Source organism: Nonomuraea sp. NPDC050547 (assembly GCF_044457345.1).
Taxonomy (GTDB): Bacteria; Actinomycetota; Actinomycetes; order Streptosporangiales; family Streptosporangiaceae; genus Nonomuraea.
Window position 1 is genome coordinate 259,898 of the sequence record NZ_JBITGW010000012.1, and the last position, 22,247, is coordinate 282,144.

The following is a 22,247-nucleotide window of genomic DNA, read 5'->3' on the forward strand; positions in this document are numbered from 1 at the left end:
ACCGGCGCCGAGCGGTGCCGCCGGTGTATCCGGAAGGAAACCCATGCACAACGGCAAGATCGCCGACGTCATCCCCATCACCGGCGCCTCGCGTCGGGACTTCGGCATCTACACGGCCGAGGACGGCAGCACAGCCCAGGTCATCCACGTCCGCGACAAGGTCAAGTTCAGGGTGCAGGGCAAGGTCATGGTCGGCGGCCACCTGGTGGACGCCGTTTTCTACCTCGACTACGACGCCGAGACCGCCTTCGCGCTCCAGGTGGCGACTGGACTGGCAGCGGTCGGAGCCAAGAGCCACATGGACATCGACGCGCCGGAGGGCATGCGATGAGCGAGAAACGCCTCTCCTGGAGCGGGAACGACAGGGACGGCTGGACCGGCTTCTTCTGGTCGGCCTCGGTCGCCTGGCAGTTCCGCATCGTCCCCATCGTGGGCGGCGTGGCCTACCGGCTGGACAACCCACTCCCGAACCCGGGCTACCGGGCCGACCGGGAGCCGTACTTCGAGACCTCGGACCAGGCGAAAGAGCGCGCCGACACCCTGCTGAGGGAGTTCACGATCCCCGCCGCGGTCCTGGCCAACGGCAGTTACCGGCACCAGTACGCAGAGAACGCCACGGAGTACACCTTCGCCAACAAGCTCTACACGCACGACTGTGATGGGCCCTGCGATCCCCGGGACGATGGCCACTGCTACAGCCCCGAGGCCATCATCATGCGGCTCATCGGCAGCGACACGTGGATTATCACCCGACCCGGCGGGCGGCATGCCAACCACTCGCAGGAGTGGACCCTGCCCGACTCCCTCCCCGGCAGCCCGGGTTTTCCCGGTGACGCGTTCCGGTTCACGGAGGACGAGGCGTTCAACATGATCCACGCTCTCGATGAGAACCGGGACTGACGCCTCTCTTTTCGGTCTCGCCCCGGCACCGGGAGAGACCTTAGCTCACCTTTTCAGGTTCCGTGTGCCGCCCGAGCGGCGGGCGGCACACGGAACCCACCGGAAGGAACACCATGGGAAGCAACATCACGCTGCGCGGTGTAGTCGATGAGAAGCGGGCAATCCGTTTGCAGGCTAGACGGGTGATGAGCCGCTACGCGTATCGCGACCTCGACCCGGTGATGGAGGCCGACCGGCGCACGTCGATGAACGACGCACGCACCGCGCTGTGCCTGGCGCTGGGCATCGCCGAGCAGGACATTGACCCGGCAAGCGGGCACGACTACTCGGCGGAGGCGTACGAGAGCGTGCGCGCCTCCTGGCGGTATCACGCCCGCCATCACGGTCTCTCACGCTTCTACGATGGGCCCGCCTACCGGCGAGCGATCGACTCCTGGCAGGCCCGGCGCGCCGACCTCGTGGCCGATGGCTGGGTTGGCCCGCTAGAGAGTTGGGCGCGGGACTAGTCAGCGCCAAGCGCACAAGCGCCGCACCGGGCCAGCCTCAGCCCCCTCCATCCACAGCCCTGGCGGCGTCCACCTCTTCGGTCCTGCCCGCATCGGGGCGGGACGTTAGCTCATCTCTCCAGGTTCCGTGTGCCGTCCGAGCGGCGGGCGCCACATGGGACTGCCGGAAGGAACACCTCCGCATGACCAGCAACATGTGTGTGCACGTCATCCACCTCGACTGGGGATCGCTCAGCGCATTCGAGTCCGTGATCATGGCCGCCCCTGACGAACCCACCGCATACGCGCACACGGCTCGCTACCTCCGTCAGCATGCCCGGGATTCCCTGGAGCCCGGCGGCGACCAGGAGGCGTACGACGACTTCGTCACGGCCCACCCATACGACCCCGACGCCGCCACCCCCGAGCAGACCAAAGCCTGGGTGGACCGATTCGGCGTAGAGGTCTGGTACCCGATCATCACGCTGGAGCAAGTCGAGGTCAGATCGTGAAAGTCGTCTTCGGTTTCGGGATGGGCGTGGACAGCGCCGCGATTCTCGTCGAGTGGCTCGACAACCCGGCCTCCCGCACCTTCGCGCTGAAGGACCTGATCGTAGTCATCGCCCAGACCGGCGACGAGTGGCTGGAGACCGCGCACCTGGTCGAGGCCTACATCTTCCCATTGCTCCACCAGCACAGCATCCGCACCATCCAGGTCGCGCGCGCCAGCAACAGCCAGCGGGACGGCATCGTCATCCTGGACGACACCACCCGGCCCACCACCTGCTATATCCAGGGCGCCTACCGCCTGTCGGACGAGATGGTCGAGGTCGCGACGGTCCCCCAGACCGGCGGCATCCGCAAATGCTCGCTGAAAGCGAAGGGCTGGGCTCTCGACACGCTTATCGCCGACCTGACCGGCGGCGAATCGTTCGTGCACATCATCGGGTTCGAGGTCGATGAGCTCACCCGCATGATGCGCGACATGCCGCTCGGACTGCCCGGCCGCATCCCCTTCTACCCGCTGACGGAGTGGGGCTGGGACCGTGCCTTCTGCGAGGACGTGCTGTGGAAGAAGTTCAAGGTCCAGTGGATCAAGAGTGCGTGCGTGGAGTGCCCATACGCCCTCGCAAGCCGGGCCGGGCTCGCCCGCACCCTTCCCCGGTACATCGCCTCCCCGTACGAGGCGTTCAAGACACTCACGATGGAGTATCTCGCTGTCGCCGCCAACCCGCGCCAGGGATTGATCGGCGGAGCGCAACTCTTTGACGCGTTACTCGACTTCGAGGGTGGGCCCAGCCTGCTGGCCGACTTCCAGGAGCACCTGAACTGCATGCCGTGGGCCATCTACGACGTTCGGCGCGCGTTCCGCGCCAAGACCGACGACATGATGAAGCCCGCCAACGCCGTCCGCTCCATGACCCGGATCGCCACCGGCGACCGCGCCGACATGGTGCGGCTGCTCGACTACATGGTTACCCACCACCTGCCGTCCGGCGTCCGCTACGAGAACGGCCGCCACCAGCGGGTGTGGATCCACGAGCGCAACATCTACTACCCGTGCCCTGAGCAGGCGTTCGTGACCGGTCCGGCGCTGGCCATCGACAAGGTCAACGACAGCTTCGCCGAGGCGTGGGAGGCGGCGCTGAAGGGACCCTCCCAACTCTCCTTCGTCTGACCCCCATCAGGCTCCCGCCCGAGCGGCGGGCGGGAGCACCCCACCGGAAGGAAACCCCATGACCGACATTCCCAAGCACGTCTACCTCGCCACCGTCGTCTGGAGCGACGGGCGGCGCTTCCAACACGTCACCGCCACGCCTGGCCGGGCCTACAAGCGGGCCGCCGAGACGTTGCACGACCTCATCACGGACGGCGACACGCCGTACATCCCCCACCGCTACCTCGACTTCCTCGAAGAGCAGCCCTACGACCCGGGTACCACCACGGACGAGCAGGCCGAGCACTGGGTGGACCTCTTCAAGGACCAGCTCACCCCGGACGAGCTGCTCGCCGTCGAGGTAAAGCGGTTCGACGTCCAGCACGCTGCCTAACCCTCACGGTGGCCGACGCCCGAGCGGCGGGCAGCGGCCGCCCCCACCGGCCGTGCACGTCCGGCCGCTGCGGCGGCAGCCAGGACCTGTCCTGCTCGCACTGGTGCGGCCACCCCCACCGCACCACCCACCGCTGAGCTGCCCCTGACGCTCCACCAACCCACCGGGGCGGCACCCCGCCGGCGCCGCCCCGGCCCTCACGCACGCCCGAAAGCCACCCATGCTCATCTGCGACGACACACGGGACCTGCACTTCTATCTCGGCACCCACCGCGCCTCCTGGCTCACCACGGCGCCGATCGACGTGTCCCTATTCATCTCCCACCGCGTGCTGCGCAAGTACAAGCGGCTGCCCGCCCCGCCCCGCTGGCCGTTCTGGCGATCGGGCATCCCCCTCCGACACGTCGCCATCGACTCCGGCGCCTTCACCGAACTCTCCCTCTACCACCAGTTCGTGACCACACCGGAGGAATACCTCGCCGCACTCGCCCGCTACGACGACGAGCTCACCGTGCTGGACTGGGCCGCGCCGCAGGACTGGATGTGCGAGCCCGTCATTATCTGGAGCCGCAGCCGGTCATACCTCCGTGACCAGGCCCTTTACATTGCAGCCATCGTCTATGACGAAGAAGGTCGCAAGGAGTGCAGCTCCCCAAGCGTGCGGCGGGATGTTATGAAACCGTTGCGATTGGCGATCGTGGACGCTGGACCTGTTGGTCCTGGCTGACGCGGCGGGCCTCTCGCGAACGGGATCGACGCGCTCCTTGCGCGGGCGCCGTCTTACTACTCCTTGAAATCTATGACAGGCCTCACATAACCCGACTTCTCGTCCACGTACCAGCTGGACGTGAGGGGAACGCCTGCATCGACCCGAGCACCATCGAGTTCCGCGTCAAGAGTTGCGGGATCGAAGATCGCGCCTGTCAGATCCGCTTCAGCGAGATTGGTGACCCGAAAGGTTGCCTCGGAGAGATCCGCACGCCAGAGGTTCGCCCGCTGCAGGATCGTGCCAGACAGGTCCGCGCCGGACAGGTCCGCGTCGGTCAGGAGTGCGCCGGAGAGGTTGGCAAGGGCGAGGTTCGCACGCGAGAAGTTCGCATCGATCAGCACTACTCCGGGGAGGTGCACGCCGCGCAGGTCGGCGTGGGAGAAGTCCGCGCCAGCGAGATCGACCGGGTCCAGGCCGCGGTGCTCTCGGCGCCCGACCATGGCAAGTGCAGCCGTGACGTCGGGACGCAGTTGTCTTTGTTCGGTCGGCTTGGATGCCGTCCGCCCCTGGGACGCAGCTTTGATAGGTACAGGTGGCGGCCATGGCTCATGTGCATGTTCGCGGGCAAAGGCGGACAACACCTTGACAATCGTGGGACGATCGCGGGCGGAGTCTCGAGCGAGGCGTTCCAGCGCGTAAATGCCGCCCAGTCGAATATCGAGGGTGTCAGAACCAAGCTGCTCAATACCCTTGATGTAGCGGTCCGTGATCTGGCCTTGCTCGGTCAGCTCCAGTGTGCGGCGACTCGCCTCAGCCTGCTTATTGGCCTGCTCACGCGACAGCTCAAGACTCTGGCGGTTCAGCTCGTTTTGGTTTCGGGCCAGGCTGAAGTTGCGTGCGGTGTAGATCAGCGCGCCGGCAGCCAGCAAGCCAGCCCCGACTTGGAGAATCCGGCCACGAGCAGCATCACGGGCCTGGCGCAACTGTTCGGCCTGATCCCGTGCCGACACGCCTGGCACGACCGGCACGTCATGGTGAGCGAGCCAGTCGGTGACCGGCCAGAACAGAACTACTGCAGTGACCAGCCCCATCGTGGCCCAGCCGACCCGCTTCCACCTCGAAGCGGGCCGGTCCGAAGACTCGATTGTCATGCCCCGGCAGGTTACTCGTTGACTTCAGATGAGCAGAGCGAATCGCCCGATCCTGCCAAAGATCACTGCAAGCGGAGTTCCCCGAGCAGAGCGGCGAGTTGCTCGCGTAGCTCGCGGTTCTCCGCGGTGAGATCGCGGAGGCGTTCGTTGACCGCTTCGAGTCTTCGGCGCAGCGGGGCGTCTGATGCGCGTTGGCGCACGGGGATCTGGACGGGGTTGTTGGTGTTGCTGGAGCGCAATCGTTCGATCTCGGCCCGCAGATCGGCCCGTGCGTATAGCCAGGATCGGGAGACGCCTGCTTCACGGGCGACTGTCTCGATGGTTATCGGTCGGCCGGTGGCGTCGAGGCGCCGGAGAGCCCGCGTTGCCTTCTCCCGAGTCGAGCGGCTGCGCTGCTTGGCCGCGGCGACGAGGTGGTGGGAGTTGTCAGCCCGCACTGGCCGCCTCCGTATCACTGGTTGGGTCTTGGTCGGCGTCCAGCGCGGCGCGTGACCGCGCTGACGTGATCGGCGGACCGGGACACTATGCCGTCCCGCCCTGTTCCCTGCCCTCCACCAGCACGGGGCAAAACAGGGGGCACGGGTGACCAACCAGCGGACGTGGACCATAGGCGGAGTCACCTACACCGCCAGCCTGGAGGAGAAAGCCCGCCGGCTGCGGAACGCCTTCGACCCCGACCAGCCGCGTGACAGAAGAGGGCGCTGGATTGAGACCGGTGCGTCCGTCTCCATCTGGGGCGGCGGCACCGGCACCGTAGCCCGGAACCTGGGCGGCGGCCGCCTGGAGGTGCACACCGCGGACGGGCGCAAGATCTCCGTCCACCGCAACTACCTGACCGTCACCGCCGCCCCCGGCGGGAAGAAGCCGTCTGGTAACCCGGCGGACCGGCCCCGGCCGCAGCGTGCCGACAAGCCGTCCAAGGGCGTCGAGGAGTTCACGCCGTCCGGGCAGGACACCCGAGTCCCCGTCTCTGAGCTCCGGCCTGGCCAGCTCGCGTACGTGCACGGCTGGGACTCCTTCGGCGACAACACCAGCAACTTGGGCCGCATCTCCGGCGTCTCGCCGGCGGGCCCGCCCGAGGACGCCGACACCAAGCCCGGCAGCGGCTGGGCGGTGTCCTTCGTGGACAACACGAACCGGCACTGGACGATGTATACGACCGACGACGCGATGGCGCGCGTCGTGCCGGACGAGGACTTCGCCCACCTGGTCGAGGCCGAGCGGGAGAACGACCAGGAGCAGGCCGACCGGATCGCGCGCGAGATTCGCGACCAGGTCAACGCGATCGACGAGGCGGAAGCATCCACGCAGCCGGAAGCCGCCCCAGCCGTCGAGGTCCCTGCGGTGGACTCTCGGGTCCGGCTGTCGAACGGCGCCGAGGGCGCGGTGGCCAAGACGCGCGAGGATGGCGCACTCCTCGTGCGGCTTGACTCCAGCAGCCAGGTCAACGCGCACGCCTCCGACGTCGAGGTCATCGACACCCCGACCGCCCCGGCCGAGAGCGGCGGGGAGCGGCCCGAACTGGCCGCCCGTCAGTGGATCACCACGCCCACGTTCAACGACCCCGTGCGGGTCGAGCAGATCCAGGACACCCTCAACGGCGCCGAGGTCGAGGTCGTCACCATCCGCGGTGACCGGCGCACCTTGGCGGAGGAGGAGCTCGGCGACTGGCAGCCCGCAGACGAGCCGCCGAACCACCGCGCGGACGGTGCCCCCGTCCAGCCGACGACACGCCCTCAGGAGGGCCTGTTCGCCGACATGGGCACCGACAAGGACGGCAACCGCGACCTGTTCATGGCGCTGGATGACGAGGACGACCAGCCCGCCCCCGCCCCGGAGCCGGCCGAACTCGAAGACGTTGATGCCCGGCTCGAAGCAGTGGACGAGACCCAGCTCGCCTACTTCGGGCGCGACATCGGCGCCGATGGACGGGCCGCGGTCACCTCTGTGATCAACTACGGCGGCCCGGGAGGCGACGCCGCCTACCGAGAGAGCCGCGACAGCACACGCGAGAAGCTCGCCGAGATTCCCGTCGAGGACCAGGTCGCGTTCGACCACGCCGCCTCCCGCGCCATCGCCGGCATCTACAGCTCGGCGATCTACCCGGGCAGCGTGTGGGGGATCTCCGGCGTCATCGGCAAGTCCGTGGCCGTACAGCAGGAGATGCGCCGGCGCGGCTACCCCGGGCCGAGTCTGGACTACGTCGCAGGCACCCGCGTCTTCCAGCAGCTCGACGAGCAGTACCCCGACGCGAGCGAAGCCATGGACCGCGGCACGTTTTCGTGGGAAGTGCCGGACAACCTCGCCGAGCAGCTCGCGGCGCTGAACGATGAGCAGCTACGCGGCTTCACCGACATGGCCAGCCTCGCCACGATCCGGGAGGACCTCAACAGCCACGCCTACTACGAGGCGCTGAGGATGGGCCTGGAGGAGCGGGAGCGGCGCGCCGCGACCGGGCAAAGCCGCACGCCGGCAACGTCGGCCGAGCCGGGCAACATCGAGGCGTTGCGGGCGCTCGCGCAGCAGGAACAGCAGGAGAGCACCAAGCGCCTCGTCTCCGATCTTGCCAGCGAGCTCGGGCTCACCGACACCGCCCGGGAACTTCTGCACGCGGAGCTCACGCGGAGCCCGTCTTCCAGCAAGTGGTACCGGCGTGCGCTCCGCGCGGACGGCGGCCGCATCCCGGACTGGGCCGAGAACGTGCTGCGGGTCGTCGCCCGCCCCAGCGCTGAAGAGTCACCGGAAGGTAGGGCCGCCGCATCGCGTGTGCATCGGGCAGTTCGGGCTGCCTCTCGTAGCGGCGACAAGGACGAGGACGCACGCCGTGACCTCATGTCCGCGTTCGAGATGCTCGGCGAGGAACCCTACCAGCGCGGCACCGAGTCCACCGACGCCCCAGAGGAGCCGGAGGCCGACGAGCTCGCCCCCCGGCCAGGCGTCCTCGACGACTCGACCGCCGAGCGGATCACCGCGGCGGCGGCCGCGTACCGGCAGGCGCTGGTTGGGGACGACGAGATGGCCATGCTGCGCGCCTGGTCGGAGTTCCGCGACCTAGTGGACGAGCACGGTCGCAGCGGCGGCGTGAACAGCCCCCAGTACGAGGAAGGGCAGCGGCTCACTCGGGCCGGCACGGAACTGCGGGACGCTTGGGACAAGGCGCACGCCGAGGTCATCCGAGAGAACCGGCGCCGCGTGGACCGGATCCTGAAGGCGCTCGACCAGGCCGGAAAGCGGGCCGACGAGGGCGACCTTGACGGCGGGCTGGCCATCATCGACGAGATCGCCGCTGAGTACCCGGACGTCGAAGGATGGGATGCCGCGCGCGCTGAGGTGCGCGACAAGTGGGTAGACCCGACCCCGCTCCCCTCCACCGACGACGGCACCCCGCCGTCCCCCGAAGGGATGAGCGATACCCGCCGGGCGGTGCTGGTCGCGGCGATCGAGCGCATGGCCGCTGGCTACCGGTGGACGGGCGACCCCGGCCGGTACATCGCCGAGGGCGCCGGCAAGGGCGGTTCACCGCGGCCTGGAGAGAAGGAGTGGGTTGACACCTACATCGCCGCTCACCCCGAGGTCCTGACGTTTACGGGTAAGGAGATCGTCCGGCGCACCCGCCAGCAGGAACGGGAGCGGGTGGACCGGAAGAAGGAAGCGACCGCCCGGTCCAACCAGGCCAAGCGTGCGTTCGACGACGGAGACTTTGACCGAGCGCTGGAACTGATCGACCAGGCCGAGGAGCTCGAACCCACCCAGGAGCGGTGGGACAACATCCGCCGCATCATCCGCGAAGCCCAGGCCGAGGCAGCGCCCGCGCAGCCCGACCCGACCCCAGACCGTACAGCGGAGCCCGTCGAGAACCGTACCGCGGAGCCGGGAAGCGACCCAGGCGGCGCCGAAGAGGGGGAGACACCGTCGCCTGCGCCGGCCGCCCCGGAAGCGCAGCCGGTCGGGGCACCCACCCTCACCTTCGAGCAGACCGGTGGCGGCGTCTTCGACGTCCACGCCAGTGACCAGGACAAGCCGATCGGCTCCGTCCGACGCGTGCCCGACACCCGCTACAACGCCAACGGCAAGGGCCGTCGCTGGATGTGGTCGAGGGAGGGCGGCGAGGCCGCCACCGGCCGGTACATGTCCGCGCATGGCAAGCCCATCCTGTCCAGCGGCGACTACGGCAGCCGCAAGGAAGCCGCCGAAGCGCTCTACCAGGTCGTCACAGGGAAGGCCGCCACCCCTCCCCCGGATCTGACCCCGCCAGCGGGGTGGGAGCCCCGACCCGGGCAGGCGCCGAAGAAGGGCGACCGCGTGCGGCTGCCCGCCTTCACTCACCAGGGGCTAGAGGTGAGCGGGTTCTCCCAGCCGTACACCGTCGTGTCGGCCGAGGAGGTGAACGAGGACGGCCACCAATTGCTAAAGGTGCGCGGCGACAACGAGCGGCGCACGAAGGAACGGGTCATCTTCGCCCGCAACGCCGAGCACGTGCTGTTCACAGCCCCCGAGAGCAACCCTAACCGAGACGGCGAGAGCGAACTGGGCGCTCAGCAGCGGCAGCGGCGCGAGGAAGCCGAGGAGCGTGCCGCAGCCCGCGAGCAGGCAGCGCAACAGCAGGCCGAGGGCGACCAGGCCGTGCGGGAGCGCGCCGCCAGCCGCCAGCAGGTGACCGCGCTGGCCAAGCGGGCACGCGGAGCGTATGACGCCGGCGACGTTGAGCAGGCTTCTCGACTGCTGGACGAGGCCGAGCAACTTGCCCCGGGCGATCCGCGACTCGGCATGATCCGCAACACGATCAGCGAGTCCGCGCAGCCCCCTACGGCGGACGGCACCCCTCCCTCTCCCCTCACCTACCGGCCCAACGCCAGAGGCGGCGTGGACGTGGTTCGTGACGGCGAGGTACTCGGCGATGTCGTGAAGCGCGGCCGCACCTCCTGGTACTGGCGGGTCGTCGGCGACGAGAACTACACGCCCGTGTCGGAGGCCACGCGCAAGGCGGCCGCAGAGAGGATCGCGTTCGCGGTCCAGACACGGCTCGAACTTGCGGCGTCCGACGAGCGCAGGAACGCGGCGCGCGAGGCCCGGGTGCTGGAGATCGAGGCCGAGGGGTACACCGGCACCCTGAGCTCGGAGTTGCAGCCCGGCGACATGGTGCGCCACCTCGCCGGGTCCACCAACCTGGAGTACTGGGCGGAGCCCGTGCTGGTGAGCCAGGTGCAGCCGTTCGGTGAGACCGGCTCCGTCATCCGGTTCGTCCGCATGGACGGCACTACCGACATCACGGTCGTGTCCGGTGAGCGGGCGCAGGTGATGCGCAAGGAGCGCGACAGCGCGCAGGCGGACGCGGTGTGGCAGCAGCACCTGGACGACACCGACGACTCGCCAGCCGCGCACGCCCGCCGGGCGATGCCAGACGGGTACCAGCCTGCCGGGTGGAGTCAGATCCAGCCGGAGGACGTCGTACGCGTGCCGAGGCGGATCCGCGGCGGCTTCGTGCTGGAGTGGAGCAGCCCGATGGTGGTCGGGCAGGTGGAGCCACGCAGGGGCGGCGGATTCAGCCTGTCGTACGAGACCGACGTCAACGGCCATCACATCCGCTCCGAACGCGAAAGCGTCAACGAGTTGGTCGCGGCGTACGGCGTGATTCGTCAAGAGGCAGCGCCGCCAGCGCGCGAAACCACCCGCGATGACCTCGTCCCGGCGGCGGACGCGTTCGCCCCTGACGGGCAGGCCGCCGTGAACGCGGCTGTCCAGGGCATGTTCGCAAAGCTGGACATCCTGCCACTGAGCAACCTCTACTCCGCCCGCGCAGACTTGAGGGCTGCGTTGGATCGCGCGGCGGCCGACGCGCCCGACACCGACAGGGCGGCTGCCGAACGGGAGCGCCTCCTCCAGGTGGCGGATGTGCTGGGCAGGGCGTGGAGCCGCGCCTCCCGCGAGCAGATCGCACGCGACTCCATCCAGGGCATGACCGAGAAGATCGAGGGGTTCCTTGCCGACGCGAAAGCGGCCCAGGCTGGGGGCGACGTCGAGCGTGCGCTGCGGTCCATGGATCTGGCGGAGAGTTGGCAGCTGGCGTTCCCGGACGGCCAGCCGGCCCGAGACTGGGACGCTCTGCGCGCGGCCGCCTCGCGCGGCCCTGAGCCAGACGCCGAGCCGTCCCGAGAGCCAGCCCCTGAGGGGCAGGCGTACGCCGACCAGGTCCGCGTGGGCGACACACTCGCGGAGGCGCAGTGGCGAATGGCCGGCCCCGATGCGGGCCTACTACGCGAAGGCCAGGCCGCTTACGCGAACGCGGCGGGCCCGGCCCGGCTCAGCGAGCCCATCCGGGACAGCCGCCGCGTCACAGACATCCAGGAGACGGGCGGCCGCCTCACGTTCACGTTCGACGACGGCACCCGGATCAGCCGCCTCCCCGACACGCTCCTTATCCGCGGCACACCGGCCGACGTCGAGGGCGGCGAGGACATCCCGCAGGCGAACGCCCAGGTTGGCGACCGGATCCAGTTCGGCGCCGCCGGGCCGAACCTGCCCGCCGCCCTGGACCGGGAAGCGCTCGGCATCGGCCGGTTCGACAAGGTCACGGTGGCGGGCAAGATCTCGCGCCGCCAGCCTGGCTTGCCGTCTGTTGTGCTTGACGACATCGCCATCACCCGGGCGGATGGCACCACCGTGCCGGCGCCGTCCGGGACGCGATTCTCCGTGCCGCGTCGCGTGCTGCGGCTCGACGACAGCGAGCCCGCCCCGGCGCCTGAGCAGGTGCGCGGCGCCAGCTTGCGCGACGGCGACCGGATCACGGGCCCGACCGGCGACGTGGCTGTGGAGCGGGTGGATCGGCTCGACGACAGGCTCGTGTCTGCGCTCGTGCGCGACGACGACGACCGGCGCGAACGTCACCTGATCGCCGCCGAGCGGCCTGTCCAGCTTGCGCCCGCACAGGACTCGGACTCGATAGATGAGACCGAGGCGTCCGGCCTGGCCGTGGGCGACTGGGTGGTCATCGACGACCGCCCCATGCAGGTCGCGTCCGTGCCGGAGGTGGACCACGGGCGGGCTCGGTTCGACGTGCGCGACCAGGACGGCCGCCTGTCGGAGGTGGAACTGGACGAGCGGCTCCTGCTCAATCGGGTCACCGGCGCGCCGACCCGCGAACCCGAAGCCGCAGCCGCGCCGCCGGCGGAGCCCGAGCGCATCACCGCAGCGGACCTGCCGGATGGGACACCCACCGGCAGAGTGCGGCTCCGCACCGACCAGCGGCGTCGTCTCCTGGATCTCAACCTGGACGCCACCAGTTCGGGCGCATCCCCGGCGGCGGCGCAGGCCCTGGCGAGACTGCGCACACGCCGGGAACTGTCCGCCGAGCAGATCCAGGCATTGGCCGCCCACGTGCGCACGCTGGCCCGCGACGAGAACACGCCAGCGGCGCGGCGGCGCGCGCTGGGCCGTACGGCGGGTTGGATCGACGCCGCGAACGCCCGCCTGGAGGGGTTCCCGCCACCGCCACACGACCCCGGCCGGCCCGCCCCCGAACGCGTCTATGCGCGCAACCTGGTCATGGGCGACGTGATCGGCTTGCCCAGCGAGGACGGCACCGTCCGGTTCGGTACCGTCACGGCGACCCGCCCCGTGAAGGGGTTCGGGCTGCACCAGGTGCATGTCCGGCATGAGGACGGCAGCGTGGAGCAGCGGGTCCTGCCGGACGGCGTGGACCTGTGGCTGGCGCCCGACCTGCCCGACGACGTGCCCGCGCCGCCCGCTGAGTTCACGCGCGAGCACGTCACCGCCGACCGGATCGGCGTCGGCGACACCATCCGCTGGGACGGCAACGACTTCACCGACCCCGTTGTGGGCCACGTCCTGGCGGTGGAGCGGCGCGGCGGCGAGTTCGCCGAGACCCGCCTGTATGAGATGACGATCCTGGACGGGGACGACGATCAGCAGACGATCACCGTCACCGACCGGGGTTGGCCCTCGGTGGAGCGACTGGAGCGCGGGCCCGCCGCCAGCGGCCAGCCGTACGACTCGCTCATGCAGCCGGAGACGGCCGAGTATGTGGGCTGGCGCGACCTGCGCGTGGGTGACCGAGCCACGGTGTCAATGGCGACCGGCACCGTCACCGGGGTCATCCGCCACCCGGCGAGTAACGACGTGCCCGAAGGCATCACCGTCCAAATCATGGCCGACAGCGGCGAACAGAGGTCCGTGTCGGTGTTCGACGACCCCGATGCTCCGGACGACTACATCGACCCCAGCGTGATGCGGCTCATTCCCGCGGACGACAACGCGGCCGCGCGCATCTCCTCCGTACGGCGTGAGCGGGAACGCATCTCGCGCGAGCGGGAATTCACCGCGTTCCTCGCCAACCTGGAGACCGTGCGCTCCCGGTGGGCGGCAACGGACGTCGCCGAGGCGCTGCGCGAACTCCCGGCCAGCACGGAGCGAGAGGTGGCGCTTGCCGCGGCGTTCGAGCATCTCGACCGCATCGAGGCTACGCGCGACCTGTCCGCAGCGACGCTCGCGTTCCGGCTCGGCGCCCGTGACGACGCCCAGACCGCTGCCATGGCCCCGGCCACCAGCGCCGTCACCCGGGCGGCGCAGGCCCGCGCCACCAGCCGGATCCGGGCCGCGCTGGAGGGCGCGGACCTGCTCGGCAGCGAGACCTGGCCGCGCGCTCTGTCGCGCGTCGTGGCCGCGTACCGCGACCATCCGCCCGCGCCGGGCGTGCTGCCCGCCGGTGTGTCCCTCGCCAAGCTGCGCGACCGCATCAACGGGACGCCCGCCCAGCCAGCACCGCGCATGCCCGACGTACCGCAGGACACCAACCTTCCCGGCCGCCTGGCCACATACCGGGCTCAGCTCCCGGACAACCTGGCCGATCTCGGCAAGCAGCCCGTCATGCGGACGGTTTTCGAGCCGACGACTCTGGAGGACCTTGAGGCCGGGCGGGTTCCCGCCGTGCGCCAGGCGATGCTGTGGGCGCCCGACATCGCGGACGACGACGGCCCCGGCCCGGAGGCAATGAGGCAGCTCGCCGTGATACGTACGGCAGGCGCCGACCTGGACGTCCGGTTCCGGCAGCACCTTGCCGGGCGGGAAGTGGCGCTCAGCGCGGAACTCGACGCCGTCACGCGGGAGCGCGGGCAGGCGTGGAAGGCAGCCGACGACGTCGATGCGGAGATCTCCCGCATCCGCTACAGCGTCGGCACCCCTGACGGAGGTCTACTGTGGCAGCGCGACGACGCCGCCGCGCGCTGGCAGGCGGCCGCCGTGCGCGAGCAGGAACTGCGGCGCATGCTCGCCGAGGCGCGCCGAGAGGCGCTCGCCACCACCCTTGCCGAGGTGCGCCGGGTGGGCGGCGACGGGCTCGCCTACACCGACCGGCAGGGCCGCCTCCTGACCGGGCAGGCAGGTTCGAACGCCGCAGCACTCCGCTACGTGGAGGAGGTCCTCCCGTCCGACTGGCTCCAGTCGGCGCGCGAGGCCGGGCCTGTCGAGGTGGTGACGGGGCCTGGCCAGCACGTGCACGTCCGGGCGGACGGCAGCACGCGGATCAGCCTGCCCGCCGACGACAACACCGAGATCGCCCCGGCGATCCGGGAGGGGCTGCCGGGCCGCGTTCCGGTGCCATCCGCGCAGCCTGGCGGAGTGGCGAAGGCGACGGTGGCAGCGCACGAGCTCGGCCACCATCTGGAGGCGACCGTGCCCGGTCTGCGAGCGGCGGGGCAGGCGCTGCTGTGGGATCGCACCAGCCACGGCGACGTGGGCGACCGTACGCGACCGGAGCCCATGTTCGGCGAGGACCGCGGCCGCCCGTTCGAGATCTATCCAGGAGACTTCCCGGACGCCCGCACTGGCCGCGTCAACGGCGACGGAACCCAGGAGATCTTCGCCAACGTGCTGGAGTCGCTGGCGGGGCACGGAGACTACGCCGATGACGACCTGCGGCATTGGGGACTCGGCGTGCTCGCCCTGCTGGCCACCGACGCGACCGGCCCGCAAGGAGGTAGCCGCCGCGAGGTCGCCGCGCAGCGGGGCCCGCTCGACGGCATCAACCTGCTCGCCTTGTCGGATGACCAGTTGCGGTCGCTCCTCGCCCGGATCGACGACCCGCAGGCAGTGGAGAGGCTGCGCGCCGAACTCAACCGGCGCGAACAGCAGCGCACCGGTAGCGACGAGACCGACCTGGCCGAACTGTCGGATGCGGAGCTGGAATCGATGCTGCTGGCTGGATGGGACGGGTACGGCGAGGATCCTGCGAAGACGGCCTTGCAGGATCGTGTCATCGCCGAAACGGAGGCGCGCGAGGCAGAGCGGCGCCGCCGCGGCGACGACCTCGGTGACCTGGCCGCGTCCGACCTGCTGTCCATGGACACCGATGACCTCGCTGCCCTGTACGGCCGGAACCTGGGCCGGTACGGCATGGACCCGGCGCTCACAGCGCTGCTCGACCAGATCAGCGCCGAGTTGGAGGAGCGAGACCGGCGACGCGACACCGGCGCCAACCCGCACGCGGACCTCGACCTCGCGGTGATGAGCGATGAGAAGCTCGTCGAACTGCTGGGACGGCACCAGCCGCTCTACCACTCCGATCCGTGGTCTGGAGTGCTCGTACGGCGGATCTTCGCCGAGCTCGACGACCGCGACCGGCAGCGCTCGACCGAGGACGAGCGAACCCCGGAAGAGCTCCAGGTGGACGAACTGATCGCCCACGGTTGGGATCCGCGCGAAGCGTACGCCGAGGCGTACGGCCTGTCGGAGGAAGAGATGGACAGGCAGGAGCGGAACGCGATCATCGACGCCGAGCGCGGCGCCGGGGAACGGCGCGAGCAGGTGGTGCGCCGCATGTACCGGAAGTGGGTGTACGAACAGGCCCTTGCGGCAGAGAAGGCGACGAACGGCTACATGCTGTCACCTCTCGGCCGGAAGGCCGGCGTTGACCCGGCGCGACTGTGGGGAGGCAATGCCGATCACGCACACGCGTACGCGTCGGAGGAACTCAAGCGATGGTGGGCAGATCAGCCAACCGGCAGGATGACGTTCAACGAGTGGCGCGCCCAATGGCTCGGCGATTCCCGCGACCGCAGGCAAGCACAAGAGCGGCGCCAGACCGCGGGCAACGGGAGGGACTTCGGATGAGCACTGGCCAGGGGCGCACCCCCACCATGGAGGAACTGGCCGACGCGCGGCGCTCAGCCAGGCGAGCGGCGGGGCTCGGCGCGCCACCCGGGGTGTGCCCCTACGATCCACGCAAAGCCGATGAGCAGGCGCTGGCCGCAGTGTGGGTGGGAACCTACGCCGATGCGCTCCCAGACGAAACGGCCGCCGCCGGCCAGGAAGAGGCATAGCCCATGGATCGCGTCGTGGAAGGCTACATCGACGGTATCTACTATGCCGTCACGGTGGGCCAGGCTCCGCCGGACGCGGCTGCGTCCATCGGTGCTGCGTCGGGGTCAGCGCGCGCTTGCCGCCTGTTGGAGTTTCACAATGGAATGCGCTTGCCCCACTCCGGGATTGTGCTAGACGTGAAGGAGCCAGACTTGGTCGTGACGGCTCTTCAGGAGCTGACCGATGTCATCCGTATCAAGCCAGTCTAAGTTGAATAATTTGGCATGGTCTCGTGCCATATCACAAGCTCACCTAGATCCTCCTGAAGTCAGCAACTTGTGCGCCACTGCACACAGTGAACATATTTAGCCCCGCAATTGGCGAAGCCTAGGAATTTGAGATAAGAGCTGTTCCGCTCCACGCAGATTCAGCTCCGATAGTTCACTCCGAACTTCTGCCGAACCCATCAGCGTAGACTGCTGGCGGAGATCAGCCTCCACTGCGTGGAGGTATCGTGCCACCGCATCCTCCGGATGCCAGAAGCTTGGAAAAAAGTCATTCTGATTGAGATTCATCACGTCGAAACGCTCATCTCGACGTTGAGACTTCATCTCAGTTGGCCGACGAGACAATAGCCGCGCCTCTCTTGATGCGGGGTCAAATTTCTCTTTGGAAATACGTTCGGCGCCTTCAATCTGAGAGAAGGACCGTGGCGGATCATCTCCATCCCACTTGACGGCCGGTGCCGCGTAGGCGCGCAATGCTGCGTCTATGGCGGCTCTTCCCATCGCCACCCTGCTCCAGAAGTGACGAATACGCCTCTCACACTGGTCCACTCCGTGCACTGCATGTCGGTCAGGGAACGCCACAGCAATACGCGGGGAGGTTAAAGCACGGTTTTTCCTGTTGACGTGCACTTCGACCCTAAGCAGATAGAGCACCCAACGTTCTTCACGCAAATCGGGTGGCCCAAATTGCACCAAGAAGCGGTCTACCTCGTTTGCCGCTATTGCCTGGGAGACATTCACAGCAAGGCGTACACCTGATGCATGTTTAGCCGGAGGCAGTGCCGCCTTGTATGCTTGAGAAGGGTGGAGTGCCGACACCTCGCGCTCCCTCTCCTCCCAAACGGGCGGAGTAAGACTTATATCCTCGTCGTATTCGGCAGCCGCGTCAATGCACAGGTGCACTCTCTTAACTACTGCAGGCTGTCCACCAGTATTACGGACCTTGACGTCGAGGATTTGATCTACGTATTCGACTCCTTCATTCCAGCTGGCGAGTTTGCGCGCAGCTTCGTATTCCTCTCGAAGTTCACCTATCGAGTGAGGGTCAGTGAGCGCAACATCAACCAATTCGAGTCGGGAGTTCACTGAGCGGCGCGCTCGAAGTGTTGCCCACATTCCCGCCAGTACTCCACATGCGGCTACGGCCAAGGTTAAAATCTCGGCTAATGTCACTAGACAACAATAGCTCGCAGCCAACGCTCTATCTAGGCTGCGTCCTCGGTGAACCGAAGAGCCGGTGGCGTGGGAGCGGCTTGCAATATGGGTTAGGCGGGCGACAAAGAGGCTAGGGAGCCGTGAAGCTGCGGATTCCGGCTTGCTGCCCCAGAGATCACTTCACCGCCTCTCGAAACCGGAGCAGGACAGTACGCTCCGAGCCACGACATCGTGATGGCCGTGCGGGGGTTGGGGTGGCGGTTCGGGCTCGCCATAGGGATCGCGATGGGGCTGATTGTGGGGTTGGTCCTGTTGCTGGTCAGCGCGCCTGAACCGCCACCCGCAGACATGTATTTCGACGACGGCCCTCCGCTTCTGGCCACCAGCATCAGGGGGATGCCGTGACGATGTACCGCGCCAATGGCACGCAGATCAACAAGACGACCGCCGCGACCCTGGTCACCAACGTGCCGGTGACCGATCCGCTTGTGAAGGTCAGCGAGCGCATCTACGAGGGTGTGCGGGCGGAGGGGTCGAACTTCCCGAACGTGCGGCGGCGGCTCAAGTTTGTGGCGGGGCAGGTGATCCGCCTGTCGGAGCTGAACGCGTGCTTCCCGGCACCGACGATCATCAGCGTGTCCCCGGCGGCCGGGCCAGCGGCGGGCAACACCTTGGTCACCATCAAGTGCGCCAACGCGACTCCGGGCGCCACTGTCACCTTCGGCGGTACGGCCGCGACCAGCATCACCGTCATCAACGAGACCACCATCACCTGCCGGACACCTGCCAAGGCGGTCGGCGCAGCGGATGTGGTCGTGACGAACGACTCTGCGGCCGCGACCGCGACCGGCGGCTTCACGTACGCCTGACCAGCCGACAAGACGGGAGCCTGCCCTCGTGGCCGTGTGGCAGTGGAGCCGGTTCGGCGTGCAGTACGAGGCCGCCGTCCTGGACGTGAAGACATTCGACCCCGACCAGCCGCGGGGCTGGCACGGCAGGTGGATCCGGATCGGCAGCGTCGTGCGACTCCACGGTGGAGGTCGGGCGACCGTCGTGGATAGCGTCGGCGACTGGTATCGGGTCCGTCACAACAGCGGGCATGTGTCTCGCGTCCACAGCAGGCAGATCGCTGAGGTGGTGAGCTCGCCTACGCATCCCCGCAACGACGAGCGCCTCCCGCCCAGGGGGGTTCAGCCAGGCCGAGCCGCGAACGCCGCGGACCTGGCGGCGCTGGATGAGCGGCTGTGGGACGGCCTCGATCCCGCCGGACGTCGCAAGTTGACCGAGCTGGACGCCCGAGATCACGACCTGTTCATGCGAAACCGGGCGCTCGCCAAGCGGCAGATCAGCCAGGACCTAACCCGCCGGATCGAGCACGTTGACGACCGCTACGTGCTCGACGAGCCCGTCCGGGCAGCGCTCGGCCGGCTCCGATCGGGAGAGGCCGTCATGGTGCGCTCTCCGACCCCTTACGTGGCGCTTCACCAGCAGCCCAACTCACCGGACCTGCCCAACGAACTGGCCGACTGGCACTACCAGGAGATCCTTCCCGAGGAATTCGAAGACGCCCAGCAATCGATGGACATGAGCGAGTTCGAGGTCATCGACGCCGACCGCTACCGCGCCATACACAGGGAACAAGCGGTGGCCGGCCTGGTCAACGCGTGGGCGTTCAATGCCGTCGCACCCAGATCGTTGGCCCTTCAGCTTGTGGCCCGGGACATGTTCGGCCTCGACAGCACGACGCTGGACGGCGTTGACAACGACAGGCTGGTGATGGCGGAGGAGATCCTGGAGCGCGTGCGCCCATTCGTGGAAGCGTTCGTGCGTGCCCAGTACGACGCCACGCAGGAATGGCTGCGCGACGCCGGCGCCATACACGTGCACGTCCAGCGCGGCATGGTCTGGAACATCCTGGATGTCGAGCAGGGCCCGCCGGATTGGGCGCGGTCCGGGCGAGGGTCGAGCGAGTTCGAGGCCGAGGTGCCACTGCGGCCGCTCTCCTCCTTCACGTTGTCGCCGTTCACCGCACAGGAGTTCGTGGGGCAGGAAGGCGATCCCGATTGGGGCCTGCAGCACGGTGTGGTTTTGGATGGCACAGTCCCCGCAGAGCGCATCTTCGCGCTTCCGCGCACGGGCATCGGCTGTCTCGATGAGTGGGAGGCGGTGATTCTGGGCGGCGCCGACCGCTGGCGCGTCACCGCGCGCGTGGGCAAGTACCGCTACTACCTTCAGCACCTGATTGACACGGCGGACAGCCGGTACGAGCAGGTCGTTGCCATCGAGTTGGCTCGTAGCATGGACATGATGGAGCTCATTCCGGACTCCTGGATCACCGAGCGCAAGGCCCTTCCTATCGGAGGCACACCTGTGGGGGCGCGACCGCGACGCAAGAGCGCGTGGGATGTGTGGAACGGCGGTCGGCTCGCCACCGATCTGGAGACGTGCGTTCGGGCGTCGGGTATGAGCCGTGAGGAAACCGCCCGGGATCTTCTGGCCCGGCAGCATGAGGTGGACGTCCCTGCTGAGTTGCTGGAGGAGTGCAGGCGTCTGCTGGGAGACGCAGACACCTAGATAGACGATACTAAAGATACTTCGGTATATTTGGTTGGATTGAGCGCCCGGAGTGGGCGCTCGTGTCGTCGCGAAGGGAGACCATAGCCATGTCCACACCTACCATGACTCTCGTGGAAGACAGGACCCCGCCGCAGCGACCGCATCCCGACCGTCTGGCCCGTGAGCAGGCGTATGGCCGGCTCCGTCTCGACTGGCTGACTGCACACCCGGGCGCTGACGACGATGCCATGCTCGACGATCCCGAGTTCGTCCGCCAGATGAACATCATCGACGGCCGCAGCGAGAGCTGACGCTAAGCCCGCCCGCCGAAGATCATCCGGCGGGTGGGTCGGAAACCAGGCGGCGACTGGCAGCCGCGAGGATGGCACGGGCGCTGGATCGAGATCGGCGACCGTGTACAGCTAGTCGGGTTCGGCCGGACGGGGACCGTGCGCGGTGCTGACCCGCGGCGAGGCGTCACCGTGCGATGGGACGACGGAAACAGCACGAACGTCGCCTCCTACCGGCTCAAGGTGGTCGAGGACTCCTCGTACACGCCGCCACGCAGCGTCCCCGAAGCCGACCCGTCCGCCACTCCTGCCGGGGCAGCCGCCTACTTCGCCCGCCCGGGGCATCCTGGCGACGCGTGGGTGCGCTTCGACGAGAACGGCGATCTCGATGGCTGGATCCGCTACAACCGGCAGGACCCTTCCACGATCAGCCGCTATCGGGAAGTCTTCAACGACCCTGCTTGGCGCCGAGACGTGGACGCACTGGGGTTACGAGAAGCTCCCCCGCCCGGCGAGAAGGGGCGTCCTGCCCGGCAGTCTCTGGACGACCTGATCCCTGAGTCCGAAGACGACGTGCTCGATCGAGCCGAGGAGATCCAGGACGCGTTCCGGGATGAACTCGAAGGCCGCGAGTATGCCGGGTTCGGCGTCGTCCTCGACATGGCGGAACCCACCTATTCGTCACAGTACGGCGGCGTCGTCACCGTGGATGCTGTGATCTTCAAGAACGGCGAGAAGGCTGGCCAGACTACTCGGATCTTCCACCGGGACCGAGATGGCAGCCTGTGGGTGTCGCACGACTACCTCGAATTGGACAGCAAACACCAGGGCCGGGGCTTCGCCGGCGCCTGGAACGGCCACCTCGAACGCTGGTACCGGGAATCCGGGCTGGAACGTATCGAGATTTCGCCCGGCCTGGAGGCGGGCGGCTACGTGTGGGCCATGGACGGCTACATGTGGCGAGACGCCTCTCAGGCTGGCCCCTTCGTCATGGCCACGCCCCACAACGAGTATCGGCTGAAGACCATCCCACGACTCATGGCGGAGATCCAACGCCTGGAGGCGCTGCTCGCCGCCAACCGCAACGGCGAGATCCCCAACGAGTACCGGCTCAGCGACGAAGCCCTGGCGCGAGAACAGGCCGAGTTGGACGAGGCACGCACGCTCCTTGAGCGGTTCCGGCTTCCGTTCGAGCACCAGGCGTACCCACAGCCCCGTGACGTGGCGCAAATCGGGTGGAAGCCCGGACGCGACCGCAAGAGCGACCCGTGGCTCGGCCTCCGAATCATGGCCGGCAGCTACTGGCAGGGCGTGAAGTGGCTGACGTGATCGTGACCGGACGCTAACGAG

General features: G+C 68.3%; 17 protein-coding genes. 14 read left to right on the plus strand and 3 right to left on the minus strand.

The genetic code is table 11. The features are described from left to right. Window positions 1–43: 43 nt before the first annotated feature. The 7 genes from ACIBHY_RS29500 (at window position 44) to ACIBHY_RS29530 (ending at window position 4,163) form a co-directional block, all read left to right on the plus strand. On the plus strand, window positions 44–331 hold the full coding sequence (locus ACIBHY_RS29500) for a hypothetical protein (RefSeq protein ID WP_397308326.1): 288 nt from the start codon (window positions 44–46) through the stop codon (window positions 329–331). Next, the gene (locus tag ACIBHY_RS29505; RefSeq protein WP_397094167.1) at window positions 328–900 is read left to right on the plus strand and encodes a hypothetical protein; all 573 of its coding nucleotides are present in this window, start codon (window positions 328–330) and stop codon (window positions 898–900) included. Before ACIBHY_RS29500 ends, ACIBHY_RS29505 begins: the two co-directional genes overlap by 4 nt. A gap of 113 nt (window positions 901–1,013) precedes the next feature. Then, window positions 1,014–1,406 carry a hypothetical protein gene (locus ACIBHY_RS29510; RefSeq protein ID WP_397308327.1) on the plus strand — a complete coding sequence of 131 codons (393 nt, stop codon included), beginning with the start codon at window positions 1,014–1,016 and terminating at the stop codon, window positions 1,404–1,406. Between the two features lie 182 nt (window positions 1,407–1,588). Beyond that, entirely contained in the window at window positions 1,589–1,897 is a 309-nt protein-coding gene (locus ACIBHY_RS29515; RefSeq protein WP_397094164.1) for a hypothetical protein, read from the plus strand. Continuing rightward, entirely contained in the window at window positions 1,894–3,063 is a 1,170-nt protein-coding gene (locus ACIBHY_RS29520) for a hypothetical protein (protein WP_397308328.1), read from the plus strand. The genes ACIBHY_RS29515 and ACIBHY_RS29520 overlap by 4 nt, the downstream gene beginning before the upstream one ends. A 58-nt stretch (window positions 3,064–3,121) precedes the next feature. Then, complete coding sequence (locus tag ACIBHY_RS29525; RefSeq protein ID WP_397308329.1) at window positions 3,122–3,436, plus strand: hypothetical protein; 315 nt, start codon at window positions 3,122–3,124, stop codon at window positions 3,434–3,436. A 220-nt stretch (window positions 3,437–3,656) separates the two neighbouring features. Continuing rightward, the gene (locus ACIBHY_RS29530) at window positions 3,657–4,163 is read left to right on the plus strand and encodes a hypothetical protein (RefSeq protein ID WP_397308330.1); all 507 of its coding nucleotides are present in this window, start codon (window positions 3,657–3,659) and stop codon (window positions 4,161–4,163) included. 56 nt (window positions 4,164–4,219) lie between these two features. Here the strand turns inward: ACIBHY_RS29530 and ACIBHY_RS29535 are convergent, their stop codons facing one another. Continuing rightward, window positions 4,220–5,296: a pentapeptide repeat-containing protein gene (locus tag ACIBHY_RS29535; protein ID WP_397308331.1), complete on the minus strand. Its 1,077-nt coding sequence runs from the start codon at window positions 5,294–5,296 to the stop codon at window positions 4,220–4,222. 62 nt (window positions 5,297–5,358) lie between these two features. Continuing rightward, window positions 5,359–5,733, minus strand: coding sequence for a DUF6262 family protein (locus ACIBHY_RS29540; RefSeq protein ID WP_397308332.1), 375 nt, complete (start codon window positions 5,731–5,733; stop codon window positions 5,359–5,361). A 145-nt stretch (window positions 5,734–5,878) separates the two neighbouring features. Here ACIBHY_RS29540 and ACIBHY_RS29545 point away from each other — a divergent pair, with 145 nt between their 5' ends. From ACIBHY_RS29545 to ACIBHY_RS29555, 3 genes are read left to right on the plus strand one after another with little or no spacing between them, the layout of a single operon-like run. After that, entirely contained in the window at window positions 5,879–16,420 is a 10,542-nt protein-coding gene (locus ACIBHY_RS29545; RefSeq protein WP_397308333.1) for a hypothetical protein, read from the plus strand. Next, window positions 16,417–16,629: a hypothetical protein gene (locus tag ACIBHY_RS29550; RefSeq protein ID WP_397308334.1), complete on the plus strand. Its 213-nt coding sequence runs from the start codon at window positions 16,417–16,419 to the stop codon at window positions 16,627–16,629. The genes ACIBHY_RS29545 and ACIBHY_RS29550 overlap by 4 nt, the downstream gene beginning before the upstream one ends. 15 nt (window positions 16,630–16,644) lie before the next feature. After that, window positions 16,645–16,878: a hypothetical protein gene (locus ACIBHY_RS29555; protein WP_397308335.1), complete on the plus strand. Its 234-nt coding sequence runs from the start codon at window positions 16,645–16,647 to the stop codon at window positions 16,876–16,878. Between the two features lie 96 nt (window positions 16,879–16,974). Here ACIBHY_RS29555 and ACIBHY_RS29560 read toward each other — a convergent pair whose 3' ends face one another. Next, window positions 16,975–18,069, minus strand: coding sequence for a hypothetical protein (locus ACIBHY_RS29560; protein ID WP_397308336.1), 1,095 nt, complete (start codon window positions 18,067–18,069; stop codon window positions 16,975–16,977). A 389-nt stretch (window positions 18,070–18,458) separates the two neighbouring features. On the opposite strand from ACIBHY_RS29560, the gene ACIBHY_RS29565 reads away from it, so the two are divergent. The 4 genes from ACIBHY_RS29565 to ACIBHY_RS29580 all read left to right on the plus strand — a co-directional run bounded on the left by ACIBHY_RS29565 (window position 18,459) and on the right by ACIBHY_RS29580 (window position 22,226). Further along, window positions 18,459–18,920 carry an IPT/TIG domain-containing protein gene (locus ACIBHY_RS29565; protein WP_397308431.1) on the plus strand — a complete coding sequence of 154 codons (462 nt, stop codon included), beginning with the start codon at window positions 18,459–18,461 and terminating at the stop codon, window positions 18,918–18,920. A 28-nt stretch (window positions 18,921–18,948) separates the two neighbouring features. Continuing rightward, the gene (locus ACIBHY_RS29570; RefSeq protein WP_397308337.1) at window positions 18,949–20,625 is read left to right on the plus strand and encodes a hypothetical protein; all 1,677 of its coding nucleotides are present in this window, start codon (window positions 18,949–18,951) and stop codon (window positions 20,623–20,625) included. Between the two features lie 113 nt (window positions 20,626–20,738). Beyond that, window positions 20,739–20,918 (plus strand): hypothetical protein, encoded by a 180-nt coding sequence (locus ACIBHY_RS29575; protein ID WP_397308338.1) that lies wholly within the window; start codon window positions 20,739–20,741, stop codon window positions 20,916–20,918. Window positions 20,919–21,089: 171 nt separating this feature from the next. Next, window positions 21,090–22,226 (plus strand): hypothetical protein, encoded by a 1,137-nt coding sequence (locus tag ACIBHY_RS29580; protein ID WP_397308339.1) that lies wholly within the window; start codon window positions 21,090–21,092, stop codon window positions 22,224–22,226. Window positions 22,227–22,247: the final 21 nt, after the last annotated feature.

Coding starts and splice junctions, on each gene's coding strand:
- ACIBHY_RS29500 (WP_397308326.1), top strand. CDS start 44: ATGCACAACGGCAAGATCGCCGACGTCATCCCCATCACCGGCGCCTCG.
- ACIBHY_RS29505 (WP_397094167.1), top strand. CDS start 328: ATGAGCGAGAAACGCCTCTCCTGGAGCGGGAACGACAGGGACGGCTGG.
- ACIBHY_RS29510 (WP_397308327.1), top strand. CDS start 1,014: ATGGGAAGCAACATCACGCTGCGCGGTGTAGTCGATGAGAAGCGGGCA.
- ACIBHY_RS29515 (WP_397094164.1), top strand. CDS start 1,589: ATGACCAGCAACATGTGTGTGCACGTCATCCACCTCGACTGGGGATCG.
- ACIBHY_RS29525 (WP_397308329.1), top strand. CDS start 3,122: ATGACCGACATTCCCAAGCACGTCTACCTCGCCACCGTCGTCTGGAGC.
- ACIBHY_RS29530 (WP_397308330.1), top strand. CDS start 3,657: ATGCTCATCTGCGACGACACACGGGACCTGCACTTCTATCTCGGCACC.
- ACIBHY_RS29535 (WP_397308331.1), bottom strand. CDS start 5,296: ATGACAATCGAGTCTTCGGACCGGCCCGCTTCGAGGTGGAAGCGGGTC.
- ACIBHY_RS29550 (WP_397308334.1), top strand. CDS start 16,417: ATGAGCACTGGCCAGGGGCGCACCCCCACCATGGAGGAACTGGCCGAC.
- ACIBHY_RS29565 (WP_397308431.1), top strand. CDS start 18,459: ATGTACCGCGCCAATGGCACGCAGATCAACAAGACGACCGCCGCGACC.